The organism is Flavobacterium helocola (genome assembly GCF_038289885.1).
GTDB classification, from domain to species: domain Bacteria; phylum Bacteroidota; class Bacteroidia; order Flavobacteriales; family Flavobacteriaceae; genus Flavobacterium; species Flavobacterium cheniae.
On record NZ_JBBYHT010000002.1, the window covers coordinates 197,819 to 218,086 of the forward strand.

At 32.5% G+C, this 20,268-nt stretch carries 20 protein-coding genes; 17 read left to right on the forward strand and 3 right to left on the reverse strand.

Features of this window, described 5'->3' with window-relative positions:
• Positions 1–27 precede the first annotated feature (27 nt).
• Both yidC and proC read left to right on the forward strand, forming a co-directional pair.
• Complete coding sequence (gene yidC, locus AAEO58_RS05865; protein ID WP_341682619.1) at positions 28–1,914, forward strand: membrane protein insertase YidC; 1,887 nt, start codon at positions 28–30, stop codon at positions 1,912–1,914.
• A 57-nt stretch (positions 1,915–1,971) separates the two neighbouring features.
• Positions 1,972–2,772: a pyrroline-5-carboxylate reductase gene (gene proC / locus AAEO58_RS05870; RefSeq protein WP_341682620.1), complete on the forward strand. Its 801-nt coding sequence runs from the start codon at positions 1,972–1,974 to the stop codon at positions 2,770–2,772.
• 65 nt (positions 2,773–2,837) lie between these two features.
• Here the strand turns inward: proC and AAEO58_RS05875 are convergent, their stop codons facing one another.
• Positions 2,838–3,770: a fasciclin domain-containing protein gene (locus AAEO58_RS05875; RefSeq protein WP_341682621.1), complete on the reverse strand. Its 933-nt coding sequence runs from the start codon at positions 3,768–3,770 to the stop codon at positions 2,838–2,840.
• 185 nt (positions 3,771–3,955) lie between these two features.
• Between AAEO58_RS05875 and AAEO58_RS05880 the strand changes: the two genes are divergently transcribed.
• From AAEO58_RS05880 to pafA, 6 genes are all read left to right on the forward strand, one after another.
• Positions 3,956–4,720, forward strand: coding sequence for a toxin-antitoxin system YwqK family antitoxin (locus tag AAEO58_RS05880; protein ID WP_341682622.1), 765 nt, complete (start codon positions 3,956–3,958; stop codon positions 4,718–4,720).
• A complete protein-coding gene (mnmA, locus tag AAEO58_RS05885) occupies positions 4,721–5,908 on the forward strand; it encodes a tRNA 2-thiouridine(34) synthase MnmA (protein WP_341682623.1) in 1,188 nt (395 codons plus the stop codon). It begins immediately after the preceding gene.
• 13 nt (positions 5,909–5,921) lie between these two features.
• The gene (locus AAEO58_RS05890) at positions 5,922–6,857 is read left to right on the forward strand and encodes a calcium/sodium antiporter (RefSeq protein ID WP_341682624.1); all 936 of its coding nucleotides are present in this window, start codon (positions 5,922–5,924) and stop codon (positions 6,855–6,857) included.
• A gap of 15 nt (positions 6,858–6,872) precedes the next feature.
• Positions 6,873–7,817 (forward strand): NAD(P)H-dependent flavin oxidoreductase, encoded by a 945-nt coding sequence (locus AAEO58_RS05895; RefSeq protein WP_341682625.1) that lies wholly within the window; start codon positions 6,873–6,875, stop codon positions 7,815–7,817.
• A 12-nt stretch (positions 7,818–7,829) separates the two neighbouring features.
• Positions 7,830–8,258, forward strand: a complete 429-nt coding sequence (locus AAEO58_RS05900; protein WP_341682626.1) for a hypothetical protein — start codon at positions 7,830–7,832, stop codon at positions 8,256–8,258.
• Positions 8,259–8,370: 112 nt separating this feature from the next.
• The gene (gene pafA / locus AAEO58_RS05905) at positions 8,371–9,984 is read left to right on the forward strand and encodes an alkaline phosphatase PafA (RefSeq protein WP_341682627.1); all 1,614 of its coding nucleotides are present in this window, start codon (positions 8,371–8,373) and stop codon (positions 9,982–9,984) included.
• Between the two features lie 54 nt (positions 9,985–10,038).
• On the opposite strand, the gene lysA is transcribed toward pafA, so the two are convergent.
• Positions 10,039–11,244, reverse strand: coding sequence for a diaminopimelate decarboxylase (lysA, locus tag AAEO58_RS05910; protein ID WP_341682628.1), 1,206 nt, complete (start codon positions 11,242–11,244; stop codon positions 10,039–10,041).
• 237 nt (positions 11,245–11,481) lie between these two features.
• Between lysA and sucC the strand changes: the two genes are divergently transcribed.
• The 5 genes from sucC to priA all read left to right on the forward strand — a co-directional run bounded on the left by sucC (position 11,482) and on the right by priA (position 17,733).
• Positions 11,482–12,675 (forward strand): ADP-forming succinate--CoA ligase subunit beta, encoded by a 1,194-nt coding sequence (gene sucC, locus AAEO58_RS05915; protein WP_341682629.1) that lies wholly within the window; start codon positions 11,482–11,484, stop codon positions 12,673–12,675.
• Positions 12,676–12,797: 122 nt separating this feature from the next.
• Positions 12,798–13,655 carry a carboxylating nicotinate-nucleotide diphosphorylase gene (nadC, locus tag AAEO58_RS05920; RefSeq protein ID WP_341682630.1) on the forward strand — a complete coding sequence of 286 codons (858 nt, stop codon included), beginning with the start codon at positions 12,798–12,800 and terminating at the stop codon, positions 13,653–13,655.
• A gap of 3 nt (positions 13,656–13,658) precedes the next feature.
• The gene (locus AAEO58_RS05925) at positions 13,659–14,582 is read left to right on the forward strand and encodes a YihY/virulence factor BrkB family protein (RefSeq protein ID WP_133607582.1); all 924 of its coding nucleotides are present in this window, start codon (positions 13,659–13,661) and stop codon (positions 14,580–14,582) included.
• A 20-nt stretch (positions 14,583–14,602) separates the two neighbouring features.
• A complete protein-coding gene (locus AAEO58_RS05930; protein ID WP_341682631.1) occupies positions 14,603–15,166 on the forward strand; it encodes a chalcone isomerase family protein in 564 nt (187 codons plus the stop codon).
• Between the two features lie 116 nt (positions 15,167–15,282).
• Entirely contained in the window at positions 15,283–17,733 is a 2,451-nt protein-coding gene (gene priA / locus AAEO58_RS05935) for a replication restart helicase PriA (protein WP_341682632.1), read from the forward strand.
• Here the strand turns inward: priA and AAEO58_RS05940 are convergent.
• Positions 17,730–18,425, reverse strand: coding sequence for a LytR/AlgR family response regulator transcription factor (locus tag AAEO58_RS05940; protein WP_341682633.1), 696 nt, complete (start codon positions 18,423–18,425; stop codon positions 17,730–17,732). The two genes, priA and AAEO58_RS05940, sit on opposite strands and share 4 nt — an antisense overlap.
• Before the next feature lie 151 nt (positions 18,426–18,576).
• Between AAEO58_RS05940 and rpsF the strand changes: the two genes are divergently transcribed.
• The 4 genes from rpsF to AAEO58_RS05960 all read left to right on the forward strand — a co-directional run bounded on the left by rpsF (position 18,577) and on the right by AAEO58_RS05960 (position 20,268).
• The gene (rpsF, locus tag AAEO58_RS05945) at positions 18,577–18,918 is read left to right on the forward strand and encodes a 30S ribosomal protein S6 (RefSeq protein WP_008253663.1); all 342 of its coding nucleotides are present in this window, start codon (positions 18,577–18,579) and stop codon (positions 18,916–18,918) included.
• 2 nt (positions 18,919–18,920) lie between these two features.
• A complete protein-coding gene (rpsR, locus tag AAEO58_RS05950) occupies positions 18,921–19,217 on the forward strand; it encodes a 30S ribosomal protein S18 (RefSeq protein WP_008253655.1) in 297 nt (98 codons plus the stop codon).
• A 60-nt stretch (positions 19,218–19,277) separates the two neighbouring features.
• Entirely contained in the window at positions 19,278–19,721 is a 444-nt protein-coding gene (rplI, locus tag AAEO58_RS05955) for a 50S ribosomal protein L9 (RefSeq protein WP_341682634.1), read from the forward strand.
• 73 nt (positions 19,722–19,794) lie between these two features.
• Positions 19,795–20,268, forward strand: coding sequence for a DUF6495 family protein (locus tag AAEO58_RS05960; RefSeq protein ID WP_341682635.1), 474 nt, complete (start codon positions 19,795–19,797; stop codon positions 20,266–20,268).

The following is a 20,268-nucleotide window of genomic DNA, read 5'->3' on the forward strand; positions in this document are numbered from 1 at the left end:
TTAAGAACACTGAACACTAATAAGTAGATGGAAGAAAAAAAATTAGACCTTAATTCGATTATCGGATTTGTATTGATTTCTGGAATTTTGATTTGGATGTTATATTCAAATGCTCCAACACCAGAAGAACAAAAGGAAAAAGAGAAAAAAGAGCAATTAGACAAACAAGCCAAAGAAGTTAAAACTGAAACTTCTACCGTTGCCGCAACTCCAGTAGCAGATTCTACTAAAAATGCTGCAGCTCAAGCACAATTAGGTTCGTTTGGATATTCTGCAACACTTCCATCGGCTACAGATGCTGTCACCGAAATCAAAAATGAAGTTTTATCGCTGAAAATTTCTAATAAAGGTGGATATATCGTTGATGCAACTGTTTTAGGATTTGATCAATTTGAGAAAAATTCAGAAAAAGCGGTTCAAATCATCAAAGATAAAAACGCTTCTTTAGATATTGCTTTAAATACAACAGATAACAGAACGTTGCATACAAAAGACATGTATTTTGAACCTAAGTTAACTACTGAAGGTAAAAATAAAGTTTTAACGTTGCAATTAAAAGCGGGTCCAGATCAGTTTTTAGAATACCGTTATGTGTTGAAACCTAACGAATATATGTTAGATTTTGCTATCCGTTCTCAAGGTTTGGAAAAAGTAGTAAATACTTCAAAACCATTAGATTTAGAATGGCAATTAAAATCTTATAGAAACGAGAAAAGTGTTTCGTATGAAAATCGTTATACTGAGTTGGTTTTCGAATATGAAGATGGAAAAGACGATTATTTAAACGCTGCCAAAGATTCAGAAGATGAAGCAAATGAAGTTTCTTATATCGCTTTCAAACAGCATTTATTTACTTCTATTTTATTAACAGATACGAAATTTAAAACAGCTAAATTTAAGTCAGATAATTTAGTTGATGATGAAAAAGTAGATACAGTTTTTACTAAAAACTTCACAGCTCAAGTTCCTTTAGAATTTAAAAATGGCGCTTTAAACTATAATATGAATTGGTATTATGGTCCGGCGAAATATGAAATTTTAAATGGTTACGAGAAAAATTTAGACGAAATTTTACCTTTAGGTTGGGGAATTTTCGGATGGATTAACCGTTATATTTTTATCCCAGTTTTCGGATTTATTTCAGCGTTAGGTGTTGGTTACGGAATTGCGATTGTTTTATTCACGATTTTAGTTCGTATTGTAATGTCGCCAGTAACATACAAGTCTTATTTGTCACAAGCAAAAATGAAGGTTTTACGTCCTGAAATTACAGAATTGAATGAAAAATTCAAGGACAATCCAATGAAGAAACAACAAGAAACAATGAAATTGTATTCTAAAGCAGGTGTAAATCCTATGGCAGGATGTTTACCAGCCTTGATGCAAATGCCTATTTTCTATGCGTTGTTTCAGTTCTTCCCATCGATGTTCGATTTAAGACAAAAATCTTTCCTTTGGGCTGACGATTTATCTTCATACGATAGCATTTATCAATTGCCTTTCCATATTCCATTTTATGGAAGTCATGTGAGTTTATTCCCAATTTTGGCGTCTATTGCTATTTTCTTCTATATGAAAATGACAACTGGAGACCAAGCTATGAGTACACCACCGCAAGAAGGTATGCCAGATATGGGTAAAATCATGAAAATCATGATTTATATTTCGCCTGTAATGATGTTATTCTTCTTTAACAATTATGCATCTGGATTGAGTTTGTATTACTTCATCTCTAACTTAATTACTATTGGAATTATGTTAGTAATCAAAAATTATATTGTAGATGAAGCTAAAATTCATGCTAAAATTCAAGATAATAAGACCAAAGAGAAAAAGGAAAGTAAATTCCAAAGAAAAATGCGCGAAATGATGGAGCAAGCAGAAGCTCAAAAAGCCGCACAAAAGAAAAAATAAGTTTATCTTAATACAAACCCTGTCTGCAAACGACAGGGTTTCTTTTTTATAATAGTAATGAAAATAGCGATTATCGGATTTGGTAATATGGGACAAACCTATGCCAATAGTTTTATGAGTTCTGGATTTGTAGGAGCTTCAGATATTTTAATTTTGAACAAAGTAGCAGTTGAAGAAAAGTATTCCTTCGGAATCGATTCTGCAAATTTTTACACTCAACCTAATCCCAATATATTCGAATCCGATATTTTGATTTTAGCGGTTAAGCCACAAGATTTCAAACAATTAGCTTCTGAAATAAAAGCTTTCTTAAATCCAGAACATGTCATTTTATCAGTAATGGCTGGGATTTCAATTGATGCTATGCAAAAGGAATTGGGTGTTTCTAAAATTGTACGATCAATGCCAAACATACCAACACAAATAGGCGAGGGAATGACCGTTTTTTGTGCTTCAAACGCAGTAGATAGAAAAGAACTTTTCATCGTTCAGAATTTAATTAACACTACAGGAAAATCAATTTTTATTGAAAGAGAAGAAATGCTAAATGCGGCTACAGCGGTTTCAGGTAGTGGACCAGCTTATGTGTTTTATTTTATGCAAGCCATGATTGAATCGGCAATTAGATTAGGTTTTTCACCATCTGAAGCAGAGTTTTTGGTGAGCCAAACATTTTCTGGTTCTGTTCAATTACAAAATAGAAGTAAACTATCAAACGAAGCTTGGATTCAACGAGTTGCTTCAAAAGGAGGAACAACCGAAGCGGCTTTGTTAGTGTTTAATAAAAATGAGCTTCAAGAAATTGTTATAGAAGGAATAGAAGCTGCAAATGCAAGAGCATTAGAATTAGGTTCATAAAAAAACGCTTTCCATTGGAAAGCGTTTTTTGTTCATAGCAATTTTATTAAAAACAAACTTATTTTTTATAAATTTGGTAATAATACTTGACTTACAGCATGTATTACTCCGTTTGAAGCTTGAACATCAGTAAGAACAATACTTGTGTTTCTCATTTGCTCATCTCTAATAGTAGTTCCAGTAATTGTGAATGTACCTGTTTCAAGTGTTGTAATTGATCCAGTAGGAATAGCATTTGATAATACATTAGCACCACCAACAACGTGATAAGTTAATACAGCAGTTCTTTGAGACGAAGATAAAGTACCATATAAATTCAAGGTTGCAGTATCAAAAGCGCTATCTAGTGGGGCAAAAACGGTAAATGGAGCAGGAGCGTCTGAGCTTGAAAGCGTTGAAACTAAATTTTGCTGACTTAACAAGCTAACTAAAGTAGAAAAGTTTGGGTTAGCAACTGCGTGAGTAACTACTGTTGGTAATCCAATTACATCATCAACAACATGTACAACTCCGTTATTGCAATTAATATCGAAAGCTGTAACGTTAGCTACACCATTAATTCTAACACCATCGTCTGTTACGTTTATAAACATACTTAAAGTGTTTGTTGCAGAAGCACTTCCTTTACCTAAAGTTTTAACATATCCAGTACTTACATCTGATGAAGGTACTCTGGCATTTAAAACATGATTTAATAACACTTCTTTCAAAAGTGGAGTTGGTACAGCTTCTAAATCAGCAAAACCATTCGCTGATAGGAACTCAGCAAAAGCTGTATTAGTTGGTGCAAAAACTGTAAAAGTTCCGCCTTGGTTTAAAGTTTCTACTAATTCAGCTTTTTCCAAAGCAGCATATAAATTAGTAAACTCAGGATTTTTTGAAAAGAATTCAGATAATGAACCATTCTGAATTGTAGAATCATCTTCTGAACAAGAAAACATTAACGTTGATGTTATAACAAGTAACGTTAATTTGATTAATTTTGCATAGTTTTTCATAGTATGTTTATTTTTGTTTAAACAAATGTATGAAAGATTAAACAAATAAAAAAAATATAACTAGTGATTAACCATCACATTTAACGGATATTTATTTTTTGTTTAATCAGTATTTGGTCTAATATTTGATTTTTCAATATTTAATGTATGATTACTAATTAATAAATTAAACAACACTTAATATAATGAAACAAATTTCTGTAATTTTTGTAATTTTAATCTCAATTTTAGGCTTTAGTCAAGATAAAATCAATCAATTAGACGATAAAGGTAACCGCCATGGTTTATGGAGAGGAACTCATAAAGAATCGAATCGTGTTAGATATGAAGGTACTTTTAGTCATGGTAAAGAAACGGGTGTTTTTAAATATTTTGATGATACAAAGGCAGGAACAGTTATAGCTACAAGAGATTTTTCAAAAGGAGATGGCTCTTGTTATGCTAATTTTTTTGATCAAAAAGGGAATAAAGTAAGTGAAGGTGCTTTAGTGAACAAGCTTCCTGAAGGAGAATGGAAATATTATCATTTTGAATCAAAACAATTAATGTCGCAAGAATTTTATAAAGGTGGTAAATTAGAAGGAATTCGAAAAGTATTCTACAAAGACGGAACTGTTGCTGAAGAAACTAATTACAAAGTAGGAATCAAAATTGGAAAATCAAAGACATATTCTGAAAAAGGGCAATTATTAGAGTCTCTTATATATAAGAATGGACAATATGACGGTGTTGCTTCTTATTACGATGGAATGGGAAATAAAATGTATGAAGGAAATTACGTAAACGGAAAACGTGTTGGAACTTGGAAGTTTTTCGAAAAAAACAAAGTTATAAAGGAAGTAAAAGCTTCTAAATTCGGACAAGAATTAATAAAATACGAGCAAAGAAATGCCAAAGAAGCATCTAAAACGCTAGAACAATTAAAACAAGAAAAAGGAGGACAAGAATAAATGAAAAGAGTTGTAGTAGGACTTTCGGGTGGAGTAGATTCGAGTGTTGCCGCATATTTATTAAAAGAACAAGGATATGAAGTTATTGGGCTATTCATGAAGAATTGGCACGATGATTCTGTAACTATTTCAAATGAATGTCCATGGTTAGAAGATAGTAATGATGCGTTGTTAGTAGCTGAAAAATTAGGAATTCCATTTCAAACCGTTGATTTATCCGAACAATACAAAGAGAAAATCGTTGATTATATGTTTAACGAATACGAAAAAGGAAGAACTCCAAATCCTGACGTATTGTGTAACCGAGAAATCAAATTTGATGTTTTTATGAAAATTGCTATGTCTTTAGGTGCCGATTATGTAGCAACTGGACATTATTGCCGTAAAGGGACGATTGAAAAAGACGGAAAAGAAATTTACCAATTATTAGCAGGTAAAGATGGCAATAAAGATCAATCGTATTTTCTTTGTCAATTATCACAAGAGCAACTTTCAAAAGCGTTATTTCCTATTGGCGAATTAACAAAACCAGAAGTTCGTGAAATTGCATCCAAATTAGATTTAATTACCGCCGAAAAGAAAGATTCGCAAGGACTTTGTTTTATAGGGAAAGTGCGCTTACCTGAATTTTTACAACAAAAATTACAGCCAAAAGAAGGAGTAATTATTGAAATTCCAGCAGAAGCCGAAATATATCATCAAGAAAAACCACAATTCAATTCAGAAGAAGAAGCTTTTGCTTTTGAATCGAGAAGAATTGATTATCTAAAAGTACCTGGCAAAGTTATGGGTAAGCATCAAGGCGCTCATTATTTTACAAAAGGCCAACGCAAAGGTTTAAATGTAGGTGGAACCAAAGAGCCTTTATTCATCATAGAAACTGATGTAGAGAAAAATATTGTGTATACTGGTCAAGGAAATCAACATCCTGGATTATTCAAAAAAGCATTGTTTATTGCAAATGAAGAGATTCATTGGATTAGAGAAGATTTAGCTTTAAAAGAAGGAGAAAAAATGGAAGTAGTGGCAAGAATTCGTTACCGTCAACCTTTACAAAAAGCAACTTTGAATCAATTTAAAGACGGAATGTATGTGGTTTTTGAAAGTCCGCAATCCGCAATCACTGAAGGACAATTTGTTGCTTGGCATTTGAATGATGAAATTTTAGGTAGCGGTGTAATAGCTTAAATTTTAATTATAGATGAATTTTTTATACATTATTGTTGGATTAGGATTATTAGTTTTTGGAGCTGATTGGCTTTTAAAGGCATCTGTAGGTTTTTCTTTAAAGTTAAAAATTTCTAAAATCATAATTGGATTAACAGTTGTATCTATTGCTACTTCGGCTCCTGAACTCATTGTAAGTGTAAAAGCTGCATTACAAGGGTTTTCAAATATAGCTGTAGGAAATGTTATAGGTTCAAACATTGGAAACGTAGGATTAATTCTTGGAATTGTTTTATTAATTAATTCTATTAAGGTGAGTCCTACATTTTATACCTTAGATTGGCCAGTTAAAATAATTGCATCTTTTTTATTAGCTTTCTTTCTATGGTTTGATAATAGTATAAGTAGAACTGAAGGATTTATCTTTTTAATTTTATTTATTTTGTTTCTGGTGTATCTTATAAAAATTAATAAAAATATTACAGTAGAATTACCAAATGAAACAACTAAAGAACAAACGTTATTAAAACTATTTTTATTTTTGTTTTTTGGAGGAGCTGCTCTCTGGTTGGGATCTGAATTATTAGTCAAAGGAGCCGTAAATGTAGCCAAAAATTTTGGAGTTAGTGATCGAATTATTGCAATTACAGTTGTTTCAATGGGAACAAGTATACCAGAATTAACATCTTCAGTTATAGCAGCATTAAAAAAAGAATCAGATATTGCAATTGGCAATGTAATAGGTTCGAATATTTTTAATATATTGGGTGTTTTAGGAATATCAGCCATTATAAGTCCAATTAACAATATTGATCAAAAAATGATATCTCACGATTTAATTTGGATGTTAGGATTTGCGGTTGCTTTAATGCCGTTAGTTCTGTTTACTCGACGTAGTAGCCTTTTTTTTAAAGAAGGTGTTTTGCTAATTTTAGCTTACTCCGTTTTTGTTTATACTTCTTTTTCTTAAAATATATTTTTACTCATGAATAAAATTACCCAACTCTTCAATATAAAATACCCAATTATCCAAGGCGGGATGATTTGGAATAGTGGTTATAAACTGGCAAGTGCAGTAAGTAACGCTGGTGGTTTAGGATTAATTGGTGCTGGTTCTATGTATCCAGAAGTGTTAAGAGAACACATTCAAAAATGTAAAAAGGCAACCGATAAACCTTTTGGAGTAAATGTTCCAATGTTATATCCAAACATTGAAGAAATTATGCAAATTCTGAAAGAAGAAGGCGTTAAAATCGTTTTTACTTCGGCAGGAAATCCAAAAACTTGGACACCATTTCTAAAAGAAAATGGCATAACAGTTGTGCATGTTGTAAGTAGTTCTAAATTCGCAATAAAAGCACAAGAAGCAGGAGTAGATGCTGTGGTTGCAGAAGGTTTTGAAGCCGGCGGACACAACGGAAGAGAGGAAACCACAACGTTAACCTTAATTCCAATGGTGCGTGAACAAATTTCAATTCCATTAATTGCTGCTGGAGGAATAGCAACAGGTAGAGGAATGTTAGCCGCTATGACTTTAGGTGCCGATGGCGTTCAAATGGGAAGCCGTTTTGCTGCTTCAACCGAAAGTTCTGCACATGATGAATTCAAAAGAACGATTGTGGAAACCGGAGAAGGCGATACACAATTAACTTTGAAAGAATTAGCTCCTGTTCGACTAATCAAAAATAAATTCTATAATGATGTTCAGGAATTATATGCTAAATGTCCATCAAAAGAAGATTTAGTAGAATTATTAGGAAAAAGAAGAGCAAAAAGAGGTATGTTTGAAGGCGATTTAGTCGAAGGTGAATTGGAAATTGGTCAAATTGCGGGATTGATTCATGATATTTTACCTGTTGAAACTATTGTTGATAATATCATTACCGAATTTAACATTGCTAAAAAAGAGGTAACTACCTTTGAATTTTAATATAACAACGAAATGAAGAGTTTAAAATACATACTATTGTTTTTGTTTTTTGCATCGGCTACATCTTATGCTCAAAAATTTAATTTCAAAACTTCTGGATATATGGTAAGCCAGAAAGACAAAAAAGGAAATTGGGGAGAATGGTCAAAATTACAAAAATCAGAAATGACGGTGCTTTTGGACATGGAAAGTCACAGAATTGTGGTTTATTCAGAAATACTTCAGTTGTTTTCTATTATGAAATATGGTAATCAAGAAACAATTGGAGATGATGATGTAGTAAAATTTAATTGTGTGGATAACAATGGAGTAGAATGCGTTTTGGCTATTTACACTAGAAAAAAACAAGGAGGCAGAAATCAATTGTATATCACTTATGAAGATATGATTATTGCTTACAATATGACAGTTCTTGAAGATAAGCCTACAAAGAAGAAATAATTATAAACTATATTTAAAATGACTTTTTATTGAACACAATAGAAAGTCATTTTTTTATTTATTAACATTCCATTTACATCAAAAACGTACTTTTGTATAAAATAGTTTTAAAATGAAAAAAGCTTTAGCCGTATCTGCATTAATTGTTTCTTCGCTACTTTCAGCACAAGAAAAACCTAAGTTAGTAGTAGGAATTGTAGTAGACCAAATGAAAATGGAATACTTATATCGTTTTTCAAACGACTTTTCCGAAAATGGTTTCAAGCGATTAATGAAAGAAGGTTACACGTTTCATAACACGCATTACAATTACATGCCAACTTACACTGCTCCTGGACACGCTTCTATCTATACAGGAACAACGCCAGCGGTTCACGGAATTGTAGGTAACGAGTGGTTCAATAAAGCTACTGGAAAAGAAATGTATTGTACCGATGATGAAACGGTTTCAACTATTGGAGATGATTCCAAAAAAGAAGGGAAAATGTCGCCTAAAAACTTACAAAGCTCTACCATTACAGATGAATTGAAATTATCAACCAATTTCAAAGGAAAAGTTATCGGAATCAGTATCAAAGATAGAGGTGCTATTTTGCCTGCGGGACATTTTGCGGATTGGGCTTTTTGGTACAGTAAAACCGGAGCGTTTATTTCGAGTACGTATTACGGAGAAAAACTTCCAGATTGGGCAACGCAATTCAATTCAGAAAAACATTATTTGAAATACGTAAATAAAGGTTGGGATTTATTAAAACCAAAAGAAACCTACAACGAAAGCTTAACCGATAACAATCCATACGAAGGAAAATTGTATAAAAAAGCGCCGTTTATGCCATACAATTTGCAAGATATGTATGATGCTAATGATGCTGGAATTCTACGTTCAACACCTTTTGGAAATAATTTATTAGCCGATTTTGCTAAAAAAGCCATCGAAAGCGAGAATTTAGGAAAAGACAACATCACTGATTTCTTAGCTGTAAGTTTCTCTTCAACAGATTATATCGGACACGTTTTAGGTCCGCGATCGATTGAATTACAGGACACGTATTTGCGTTTGGACGAAACGATTGCCGATTTTTTAACTTACCTAGACAAAACGGTTGGGAAAGGAAATTACTTGGTTTTCTTAACGGCTGATCATGCTGGAGCTGAGAATGTAACGTATTTAAAAGACAATAAATACAAAGTGGATAACATCAATTATAAAAACATTCAAAAAGAGTTGAAGGAATTTTCAGAAACTACTTTTGGAGAAAATTTAGTATCGGATTATTCCAATTATAATGTGTTTTTCGATAAAGTAAAAGTAAAAGCAAAAGGCTTGAATTTACAAGAAGTAAAGCAAACTTTCAAAGATTATTTACACAAACAAGATTACATCAAGCGTGTTTACACCGAAGAAGAAATTACCAACGGAAATCCAAGTGATTACTATTTAGACTTCATCACAAAAGGCTACGACCCAACACAAAACGGGGAACTTATCATGATTTTTAAACCAGGTTATGTAGAATATTCTTCAACCGGAACAACACATGGTTCGCCTTATTCTTATGACACTCATGTTCCCTTAATTTTCTTTGGTTGGAACATAAAAAAAGGACAAACGCACGATAGAAAAGAAATCACACAAATTGCTCCAACTGTTACCCAAATGTTAAAAATTACCATGCCAAATAGTTCTGATGGTAAGGTGTTGTTGGAGGTTTTAAACTCAAAATAAATCAAAAAGCCCGAATTAATTACTAATCCGGGCTTTTCTTTTTTAACCAAAAAACTAAATTTCAATCATCACTTGATTTCTCAAAATATCATCAAACGTTTCACGTTCTCTGATTAAGTGACCTTTTCCGTCTTTCCATAGTACTTCGGCTGGTTTTAGTCGTGAGTTGTAGTTAGATGCCATTGAAAAGCAATATGCGCCTGCGTTTCGGAAACACAAAATATCACCTTCGTGAATTTCTGTAATTCTTCGGTTGCTAGCAAAAGTGTCGGTTTCACAGATATAACCTACTACCGAATAGTAACGTTCTTTTCCTTTAGGATTAGAAATATTTTCAATATGATGTTGTGCTCCATATAACATCGGACGAATCAAATGGTTGAATCCTGAGTCAATTCCTGCAAAAACAGTTGAGGTAGTTTGTTTTACTACGTTTACTTTCGCTAAGAAATAACCGGCTTCACTTACCAAGAATTTTCCAGGCTCAAAAGCTAAAGTCAATGGACGACCATATTCTTTTTCGAAAGCTAAAAAGCGTTTCGTTAATTTTCTTCCAAATTCTTCTACATTCGTTTCAATATCTCCTTTTTTATAAGGCACTTTAAATCCACTTCCAAAATCGATAAAATCTAATGCTGGGAAATTTTTAGCGGTTTCAAATAAGATTTCAGCCGCATATAAAAATACTTCTACATCCAAAATATCCGAACCCGTATGCATGTGAATTCCGTTGATGTGCATTTTCGTATTTTCAATAATTCTCAAAATATGAGGCAATTGATGAATCGAAATTCCAAACTTACTATCAATATGCCCTACCGAAATATTTGCATTTCCGCCTGCCATAACATGTGGGTTTATTCGAATACAAACAGGAACATTTGGATGTTTTGTGCCAAATTGCTCTAATATCGATAAATTATCAATGTTGATTTGAACACCAAGTTGCGCTACTTCTTCGATTTCTTCCATCGAAACGCCATTTGGAGTGTAAATAATGTCTTTTAGTTCAACACCTGCATGTAATCCCAATTGCACTTCTTGTAAAGAAACAGTATCCAATCCAGAACCCAAACTTTTTAAGTATTTCAAAACAGAAACATTCGATAAAGCTTTAACTGCATAGTGCACCTTAAAACGTTCTACTTTACTAAATGCATTTTGTAATCGGTTGTATTGAAAGGCAATTTTTTCAGCATCATAAACGTATAACGGACTTCCAAATTCTGCTGCTAATTGTTGTAATACTTCAGGTTTCATTTTTGATTTAATTTGATGCAAAAGTAATTCAATAATTAAAATACGCAATTTTTAAAACAATTATTAACAAAATATAACAAAATGTTTAATTTGTAACATTTGCATTTTTTTGAAGTTGCAGTTTTAATAGGATTATGTATATCAAATTCCCAAATTAAACGAAAAAAAGTTAGTCCATTAAAAATTACTTTGCTATTTTTGTGGCACTTTTTTAAACAAGATAAACGCATAACAATTATGAACATACACGAATATCAGGGTAAAGAAATCCTAGCTAGTTATGGAGTACGTGTTCAACGTGGTATTGTTGCTAACAATCCAGTTGAGGCGGTAGCTGCAGCAAAACAATTAACTGCTGAAACAGGTACAAGTTGGTACGTAGTAAAAGCACAAATCCATGCTGGAGGTAGAGGAAAAGGTGGAGGAGTTAAGTTAGCTAAAAACTTAGACCAAGTAACTGAAATTTCTGAACAAATCATCGGAATGCAGTTAATTACACCACAAACTCCACCAGAAGGTAAAACGGTTCACAAAGTATTAATTGCTGAGGACGTTTATTATCCTGGTGAAAGCGAAACATCTGAATTCTATGTTTCTGTATTATTAAACAGAGCTACTGGTCGTAACATGATTATGTATTCTACTGAAGGTGGAATGGATATCGAAGAAGTTGCTGAGCACACACCACATTTAATTTTCACAGAAGAAATTGATCCTGCTTACGGATTGCAAGGTTTCCAAGCTAGAAAAATTGCTTTCAATTTAGGTTTATCTGGTGATGCTTTTAAAGAAATGGTGAAATTTATCGATGCTTTATACAAAGCGTATATCGGTTCTGATTCTTCAATGTTTGAAATCAATCCGGTATTAAAAACATCTGATAACAAAATCTTAGCAGTTGATGCTAAAGTAAATATCGACGATAACGCTTTATTCAGACAAGCAAAATATGCTGAAATGAGAGACGTTAGAGAAGAAAACCCAATCGAAGTAGAAGCTAAAGAAGTAGGATTAAACTACGTTGATTTAGATGGAACTGTTGGTTGTATGGTAAACGGAGCTGGTTTAGCAATGGCTACTATGGACTTAATTAAGTATGCAGGTTTTGAGCCAGCTAACTTCTTAGACGTAGGTGGTACTGCTGATGCAAAACGTGTTGAAACGGCTTTCCGTATCATCTTAAAAGATCCAAACGTAAAAGCTATTTTGATTAACATTTTTGGTGGAATCGTTCGTTGTGACCGTGTTGCTCAAGGTGTTGTAGATGCTTACAAAAACATGGGTGACGCTATTACAGTGCCAATCATCGTTCGTTTACAAGGAACAAACGCAGAAATTGCTAAAGAATTAATCGATAATTCAGGTATGCCAATTTTATCTGCAGTTCAATTCCAAGAAGCAGCTGACCAAGTTAAAGCAGCTTTATCTTAATCGAATTTTAAATTCAATCATAAAGAAACTCTCAGATTTATCTGGGAGTTTTTTGTTTTTACAGGCTCAATATTTTTTAAACTTCAAAGGATTTCTTACATTAGCAATTCAATTTACAAACCATGATTTCAGAAGTGCAATTTCAAAAAGAATTAGAGTTAATTATTAGTAATGCCATTCGTGAAGATGTTGGAGATGGCGATCATAGTTCACTTGCATGTATTCCAGCTTCAGCTCAAGGAAAAGCGAAGTTATTAGTTAAAGATGAGGGAATTATTGCAGGTGTTGAATTTGCTAAAATGATTTTTCATTATGTAGATAAAGACATGAAAGTGGAAACCTTTATCAATGATGGAGAAAGAGTAAAACATGGCGATGTTGTTTTTCACGTTTCTGGAAGTTCGCAATCTATTTTAAAAGCGGAGCGTTTAGTTCTGAACTCTATGCAACGTATGAGTGCCATCGCAACGAAAACCAAAATGTTTGTCGATTTATTAGAAGGAACAAATACTAAAGTTTTAGATACAAGAAAAACCACACCAGGAATTCGTGCCATAGAAAAATGGGCGGTGAAAATTGGTGGTGGCGAAAATCATCGTTTCGCATTATACGATATGATTATGTTGAAAGACAATCACAACGATTTTGCTGGAGGAATTCCGGAAGCGATTGCTAAAACAAAGCAATATTTGATTGATAATAATAAAGATTTAAAAATCATTGTTGAAGCCAGAAATTTAGACGAAGTACAACAAATTTTAGATGCTGGCGGCGTTTACCGAATTTTATTAGATAATTTCGATTACGAAACGACTAAGAAAGCAGTAGCTATGATTGGAGATCAAAGTTTGACAGAATCTTCAGGAAACATCAATGAAAAAACCATTCGCAATTATGCAGAATGTGGTGTGAATTATATTTCTTCTGGTGCATTAACGCATTCAGTTTATAATATGGATTTAAGTTTAAAAGCAATATAAATTATGTCCGAAGAAATAGAAAATAAACTCAATAAAATTCCTGTTGTAAAGCAATTGGTTGCAATTACCAAAGCCATAAAGCTAAAAACTTTAGAAGGCTTGTCACTTTATGATATTTTGGAACTTTATGTTTTGGGAATTTTCAAAGGCGCTTTTTCATACAGAGCCAGTTCTATTGCGTTTAGTTTCTTTATGGCGTTATTTCCTTTTGCTTTATTTATTCTGAATTTAATTCCGTTTATTCCGTTAGAGAATTTTCAAGCCGATTTTTTAGAGTTTGTAGAAGAAGGTGTTCCGCCTAATACTTATGACGCTATTGAAGCTATTTTGAGAGATATTATGGAAACCAGTCATCAAGGCTTACTTTCATCAGGTTTTATTTTGTCCATTTTATTGATGACCAATGGTATTAATGCTATTTTGGGCGGATTTGAAATGTCGGCTCACATTACTATTACTAGAGGTTTTTTTAGACAATATTTTATTTCTTTAGCCATTTCTTTGGTGTTGTCGATGATTTTATTAATTACAGTTGCGGCTATCGTTATTGCTGAGGTAATGATTCAAAAGATCAATATTAGAGGTTATGTTGCAGATGTTTCAGTGATTGAATGGAGTAGATATGGATTCATACTTTTAATGATTTTAATCACAACTTCAATATTATATAAGTTTGGAGCAAAAGAAACTTCAAGCATTGCATTTATAAGCTATGGTGCGGTTTTTACCACCATTTTAATTGTGATTTCCTCTTATATTTTTGGAATATATGTAACTAAATTTGCTAAGTATAATGAGTTGTATGGTTCAATTGGTACACTTCTTGTATTAATGTTTTACATCTGGATAAATTGCATGGTTTTGTTACTAGGTTTCGAATTAAATGCAACTATTTCAAAATTGAAAAGAAAAAATTTATATATTTAACCAAACTAAAAAAATAAATTATGAGAAAACAAGTTATTACATTTTTAATGTTGATTGCAACTGTATTTACTGTTAATGCACAAAAAACTGTAGCAGGAGTTAAGGTAGATGCTAAAATGAATTTAGAAGGTCAATCTTTAGTATTAAATGGAGCTGGAACTCGTGTTAAAATGTTTATGGACATGTATGTGGGAGCTTTGTACTTAGAGAAAAAGAGTTCAAATGCATCTGAAGTAATGAACAGTAAAGAAGGAGCTTCTATCAAATTAAACATCGTTTCAGGTCTAATTACTTCTGAAAAAATGGTTTCGGCTATTAATGAAGGTTTTGAAAATGCAACTGGTAAAAAAACAGCACCATTAAAAGCTAAAATTGACAAATTCAAAGGTTTCTTTAAAGAAGAAATTAAAAAAGGTGATGTTTTCATTATTATCAATGTGCCAAACGAAGGAGTTGTTGTTTACAAAAACGGAGTTAAAAAAGGAAGCATCGATGGACATGATTTCAAAAAAGCTTTATTCGGAATTTGGTTATGCGACAAACCAGCTGATAAAGACTTAAAAGACGAAATGTTAGGGAAATAATTCTAACTAAAAATATAAATCAAGCGTTCTCAATCGAGGACGCTTTTTTTATTGTAGTTGTTCATCTTTTCTCTTTTTTCTTTTCTCTATTCTCTTTTTCCAACTATATTTGTTCTATGCTGTATTTTATCGAAGTCGTTTTACCATTAGCTGTTTCTAAAACCTTTACTTATCAGGTTTCGGAAGCGGAATTTCACTACATTCAAATTGGAATGCGAGTGGCAGTTCCATTCGGTAAAACCAAGATTTATACCGCATTAGTTTTAGATAAGAACAACACACCACCTCAATTATACGAAGCCAAAGAAATTCATCAAATTTTAGATGAAAAACCTGTTGTGAATCTTCATCAAATCGAGCATTGGAAATGGATTGCTTCTTATTATATGTGTTCGCTTGGTGAAGTTTTTAGAAGTGCATTACCTTCGGGTTATATATTGGAAAGTGAAACGATTATTTCAGCAAGAGAAAATGCGGAAATAGATTCGGATGATTTAAAGGATGATGAATATCTAATCTTAGAAGCTTTAAAAAGTCAATCTTCGATTACGGTTCAAGATGTGATTAAAATTTTGGGTAAGAAAACGGTTTTTCCTATCATAAATCGATTGTTAGCAAAAGGAGCTTTGGTGTTGCAAGAAGAAATTTCAGAACAATACAAACCCAAGTTGATTCGCTATATCAAATTGCATGAATCTTTTTTACAACAAGAACAATTAGCTGAATTATTAGAAATGCTGTCCAAAGCCAAAAAACAACGCGAATTGGTTTTGCATTATTTTCAATTACAAGCTCGTGAAAAAGCACCAATTTCCGTAAAAAAACTTATCGAAACCTCCGGAAGTTCTACAGCTATTGTAAAGTCACTAGTTGATAAAACGATTTTCGAAGAATATTACATTGCGCAAGATAGAGTTGCTTTCGACAAAGAAGATGATAGTCAATTTACATTAAGTGAAGCGCAACAAACAGCTTTTGATAGTATTCAAGAAAATTTCAAAACCTTTGATGTGAATTTATTACACGGCGTTACAGCTTCAGGTAAAACCGAAATTTACATCAAACTATTAGAGCAATATATTAAGGAAGGAAAGCAAGTTTTGTTTTTATTGCCAGAAATTGCCTTAACCACTCAATTAGTGCAAAGATTAACAGCTTATTTCGGAAATGAAGTTGCCGTTTTTCATTCAAAATATACAAATAACGAACGCATTGAAGTTTGGAATCAAGTCTTAGAAAATTCACCTAAAGCCAAAGTGGTTATTGGTGTTCGAAGTGCTTTGTTTCTTCCATTTTCAAATCTAGGGTGTATTATTGTAGATGAAGAACACGAACAAACATTCAAACAAAACGATCCAGCACCAAGATATCATGCTCGAGATTCAGCTATAGTTCTAGCTAAGCAACACGGAGCAAAAGTAGTTTTAGGAAGTGCTACTCCATCTTTGGAAACCTATTATAATGTGCAAACCAATAAATACGGTTTAACCGAATTGAAAGTGCGCTATGGAAACGTTGTTTTGCCTGAAATTCAATTGGTCGATTTAAAGGATAAGTATTTCAGAAAGAAAATGTCGGGACATTTTTCAGATGAATTATTAGAAGAAATTACCGAAACGTTATCAAAAGGCGAACAAGTCATTTTATTTCAAAATCGCAGAGGATTTTCGCCTTATGTGGAATGTATGACGTGTGGTCATGTGCCGCATTGTCCAAGTTGCGATGTGAGTTTAACATATTATAAATTCAAAAACCAATTGCGTTGTCATTATTGCGGTCACTCGATTGCAAATCCATCGCATTGCCATAGTTGTCAATCGGTTGATGTTACTTCAAAAGGTTTCGGAACCGAACAAATTGAAATGGAATTGAAAACCCTTTTTCCAGAAAAGAATATCGGAAGAATGGATCAAGATACGACTCGAGGAAAATTTGGATTTGAAAAAATAATCGATTCTTTCAAAAATAGAGAAATCGATGTTTTGGTGGGAACGCAAATGCTAGCCAAAGGTTTAGATTTTGACAATGTAACTTTAGTTGGAATTTTAAATGCCGATAATTTATTAAACCAACCGAATTTCAGAGCCTACGAAAGAGCGTATCAAATGATGATGCAAGTTTCGGGTAGGGCAGGACGTTCAGAGAAAAAAGGAAAAGTGGTTATTCAAACCTATAATCCATATCATAATACCATCCAGCAAGTTTTGGGTAACGATTATATGGGAATGTATAAAGAGCAAATTTACGAACGCCAGAATTTCAAATATCCTCCTTTCTTTAGATTAGTGAAACTTACTTTGAAACATCGCGATTTTGACAAATTGAAAGAAGGTTCAATGTGGTTCTATAATGTGTTGTCTCAAAATTTAGATATGCCAGTTTTGGGTCCGGAAGAGCCAGCTATAAATAGAATTCGAAATGAATACATTCGAACTATTATGGTTAAAATCCCTGTTCAGAAACATTTGGGAAATACCAAAAAAAATATTGCGAAAGTGCTCATGAGTTTTGAAGCAGTTCCGCAATATCGTTCTATTAAGGTAAAAGTTGATGTCGACGTTTATTAAGCGTTTTCGATTGCTTTTACAATTTCTTCTTTCTTATTACGACTCAAAGGAATTTTCGTAGTTCCAATTTCAGCAAACTTACTATTGAATTTTTCCACTCGGTCTAAATTGATAATATACGATTTGTGTACTCGAATGAATTTACCTTCTGGAAGTTCTTTTTCAAAACCTTTCATAGTTGATAATACTAAATGACTTTCGTTATCAGTAACAACTTTGATATAATCACCATATGCTTCAATCCATTTAATTTTAGAAACATACACTTTTAGTTTCTTTAAATTACTTTTTATTACGATACTATCGCCATGTTCTTCATGGTTTTCGTAACGTAATGCGTGAAGTTCAGTGGCTTTTTTTACCGCTTTATTGAAGCGTTCTTTAGAAATTGGTTTTTGAAGGAAATCAGTTGCTTCATAATCAAAAGCTTTCACTGCGTAGTCAGCTTTTGAAGTAATGAATATAATTTGTGGTTTAGTTTTTAGTCCGTCTAATAAGTCGAAACCGTTGATTAACGGCATTTCGATGTCTAAGAAGATCAAATCAATTGTGTTGTTGTTGATACAATTCTTGGCCTCAAGAGCATTGGCGAAATCTCCTACTAAGTTTAATAATGTTGATTCGTTAACTAATTTGGTGATGGTAATTCTTTGAATAGCACTATCATCTACAACGATACAATTCAACTTCATGGGCATATATTTTTTATAGTTTGTTAAAAGTAGAATAATTATTACAACTACACAAGTTTTTTTATGTAAAAATTAATAATTAGTTATGCTTGTAATTTCAAATAAAAGTATTATTTTTGCACCCAATTTTATAACAATAAATATAAAGATTATGAATCATTATGAAACTGTTTTCATCTTGAATCCCGTTTTATCTGAACAACAGGTAAAGGAAACAGTAAGCAAGTTTGAAGATTTTCTTACTTCTAAAGGGTCTGAGATGGTATCGAAAGAAGATTGGGGCTTAAAAAAATTAGCTTACGAAATTCAACACAAGAAAAGTGGATTTTACCACTTATTCGAATTCAAAGCGCCAGCTGAAATTATTATTGCATTTGAAACTGAATTCCGTCGTGACGAGCGTGTTATGCGTTTCTTAACTGTGTCTTTAGACAAACATGCAATTTCTTGGGCAGAAAGAAGAAGAGTTAAATTAAAAGCTAAATCAAACTAATCATGTCTACATTAGAGCAATCTGCAAAAGGTAAAAAAGACGGAGATATCAGATATCTTACGCCTTTAAACATAGATACAAACAAAACTAAAAAGTATTGTCGTTTCAAAAAATCAGGTATCAAATATATCGATTATAAAGACGCAGACTTTTTATTGAAATTTGTTAACGAGCAAGGTAAAATTTTACCAAGACGTTTAACAGGTACTTCATTAAAATACCAAAGAAAAGTTTCTGTAGCTGTTAAAAGAGCTCGTCACTTAGCTTTAATGCCATACGTGGCCGATTTATTAAAATAATATCAACTAAGTTGTTGGTTTCCGTTAAGGAACCTAACTTCTAATTAAAAGGACAACAACATGGAACTTATCTTAAAACAAGACGTTCAAAATTTAGGATTTAAAGATGATGTAGTAACTGTGAAAAACGGATACGGACGTAACTTCTTAATCCCTCAAGGTGCTGCTATTTTAGCTACTCCTTCAGCTAAAAAAGTTTTAGCTGAAAACTTAAAGCAAAAAGCACACAAAGAAGCTAAAATCGTTGCAGATGCAAAATCTTTAGCTGAGGCTTTAAAAGCTTTAGAAATTAAAATTACTGCTAAAGCAGGTGGTGATAAATTGTTTGGTTCAGTTACTAGCGCTAACATTGTTGAAGCATTAGAAGCTAACGGTCATTCAATTGAGAAAAAATTCATAACTAGCGGTGTAGTAAAACGTGTAGGTAAATATACTGCAAGCGTAAGATTACACAGAGATGTTATCGTTGAATTACCATACGAAATCGTAGGTGAAAAAGCATAATTTTTCTTAAAATATAAATTAGCTCCGATTTTATCGGGGCTTTTTTTTTATCTTTACTTTATAAAATTACTACATGAAGTACGCAAGATTAACCAAAGAGCAATTAGAAGAATTACATCCAGAATTCATTACTTTTTTAGCAACACAATCTATTGATAAAAAGGAATGGGATGAAATTAAACAAAATAAACCACAAATTGCCGAACAAGAAATCGATGTTTTTTCCGATATGATTTGGGAAAAAGCACTGACTAATGTAACTCACATTGATCATTTTTCTAAAAATTATATTTTTCTTTTTAAATGTATGCAAGATGCGGTTTTTTCTTTCGTAATTAAAACCAATAATCCTCAAATTGATTTTGTTTCTGCCGATGGAATTCATTGGTTATCCGAAAATTTATTTTCGGATGATGTGGAAATTACAAGAGGTAAAAAAGACTTGTCAGAAAACAGAAATGAATCATTGTTTGAAATCATCAAACAAGGCGGAATCATCAGCAAAGGAGAATTGTTTACCAAATTAGACAGCTTAATCAATCAGTAA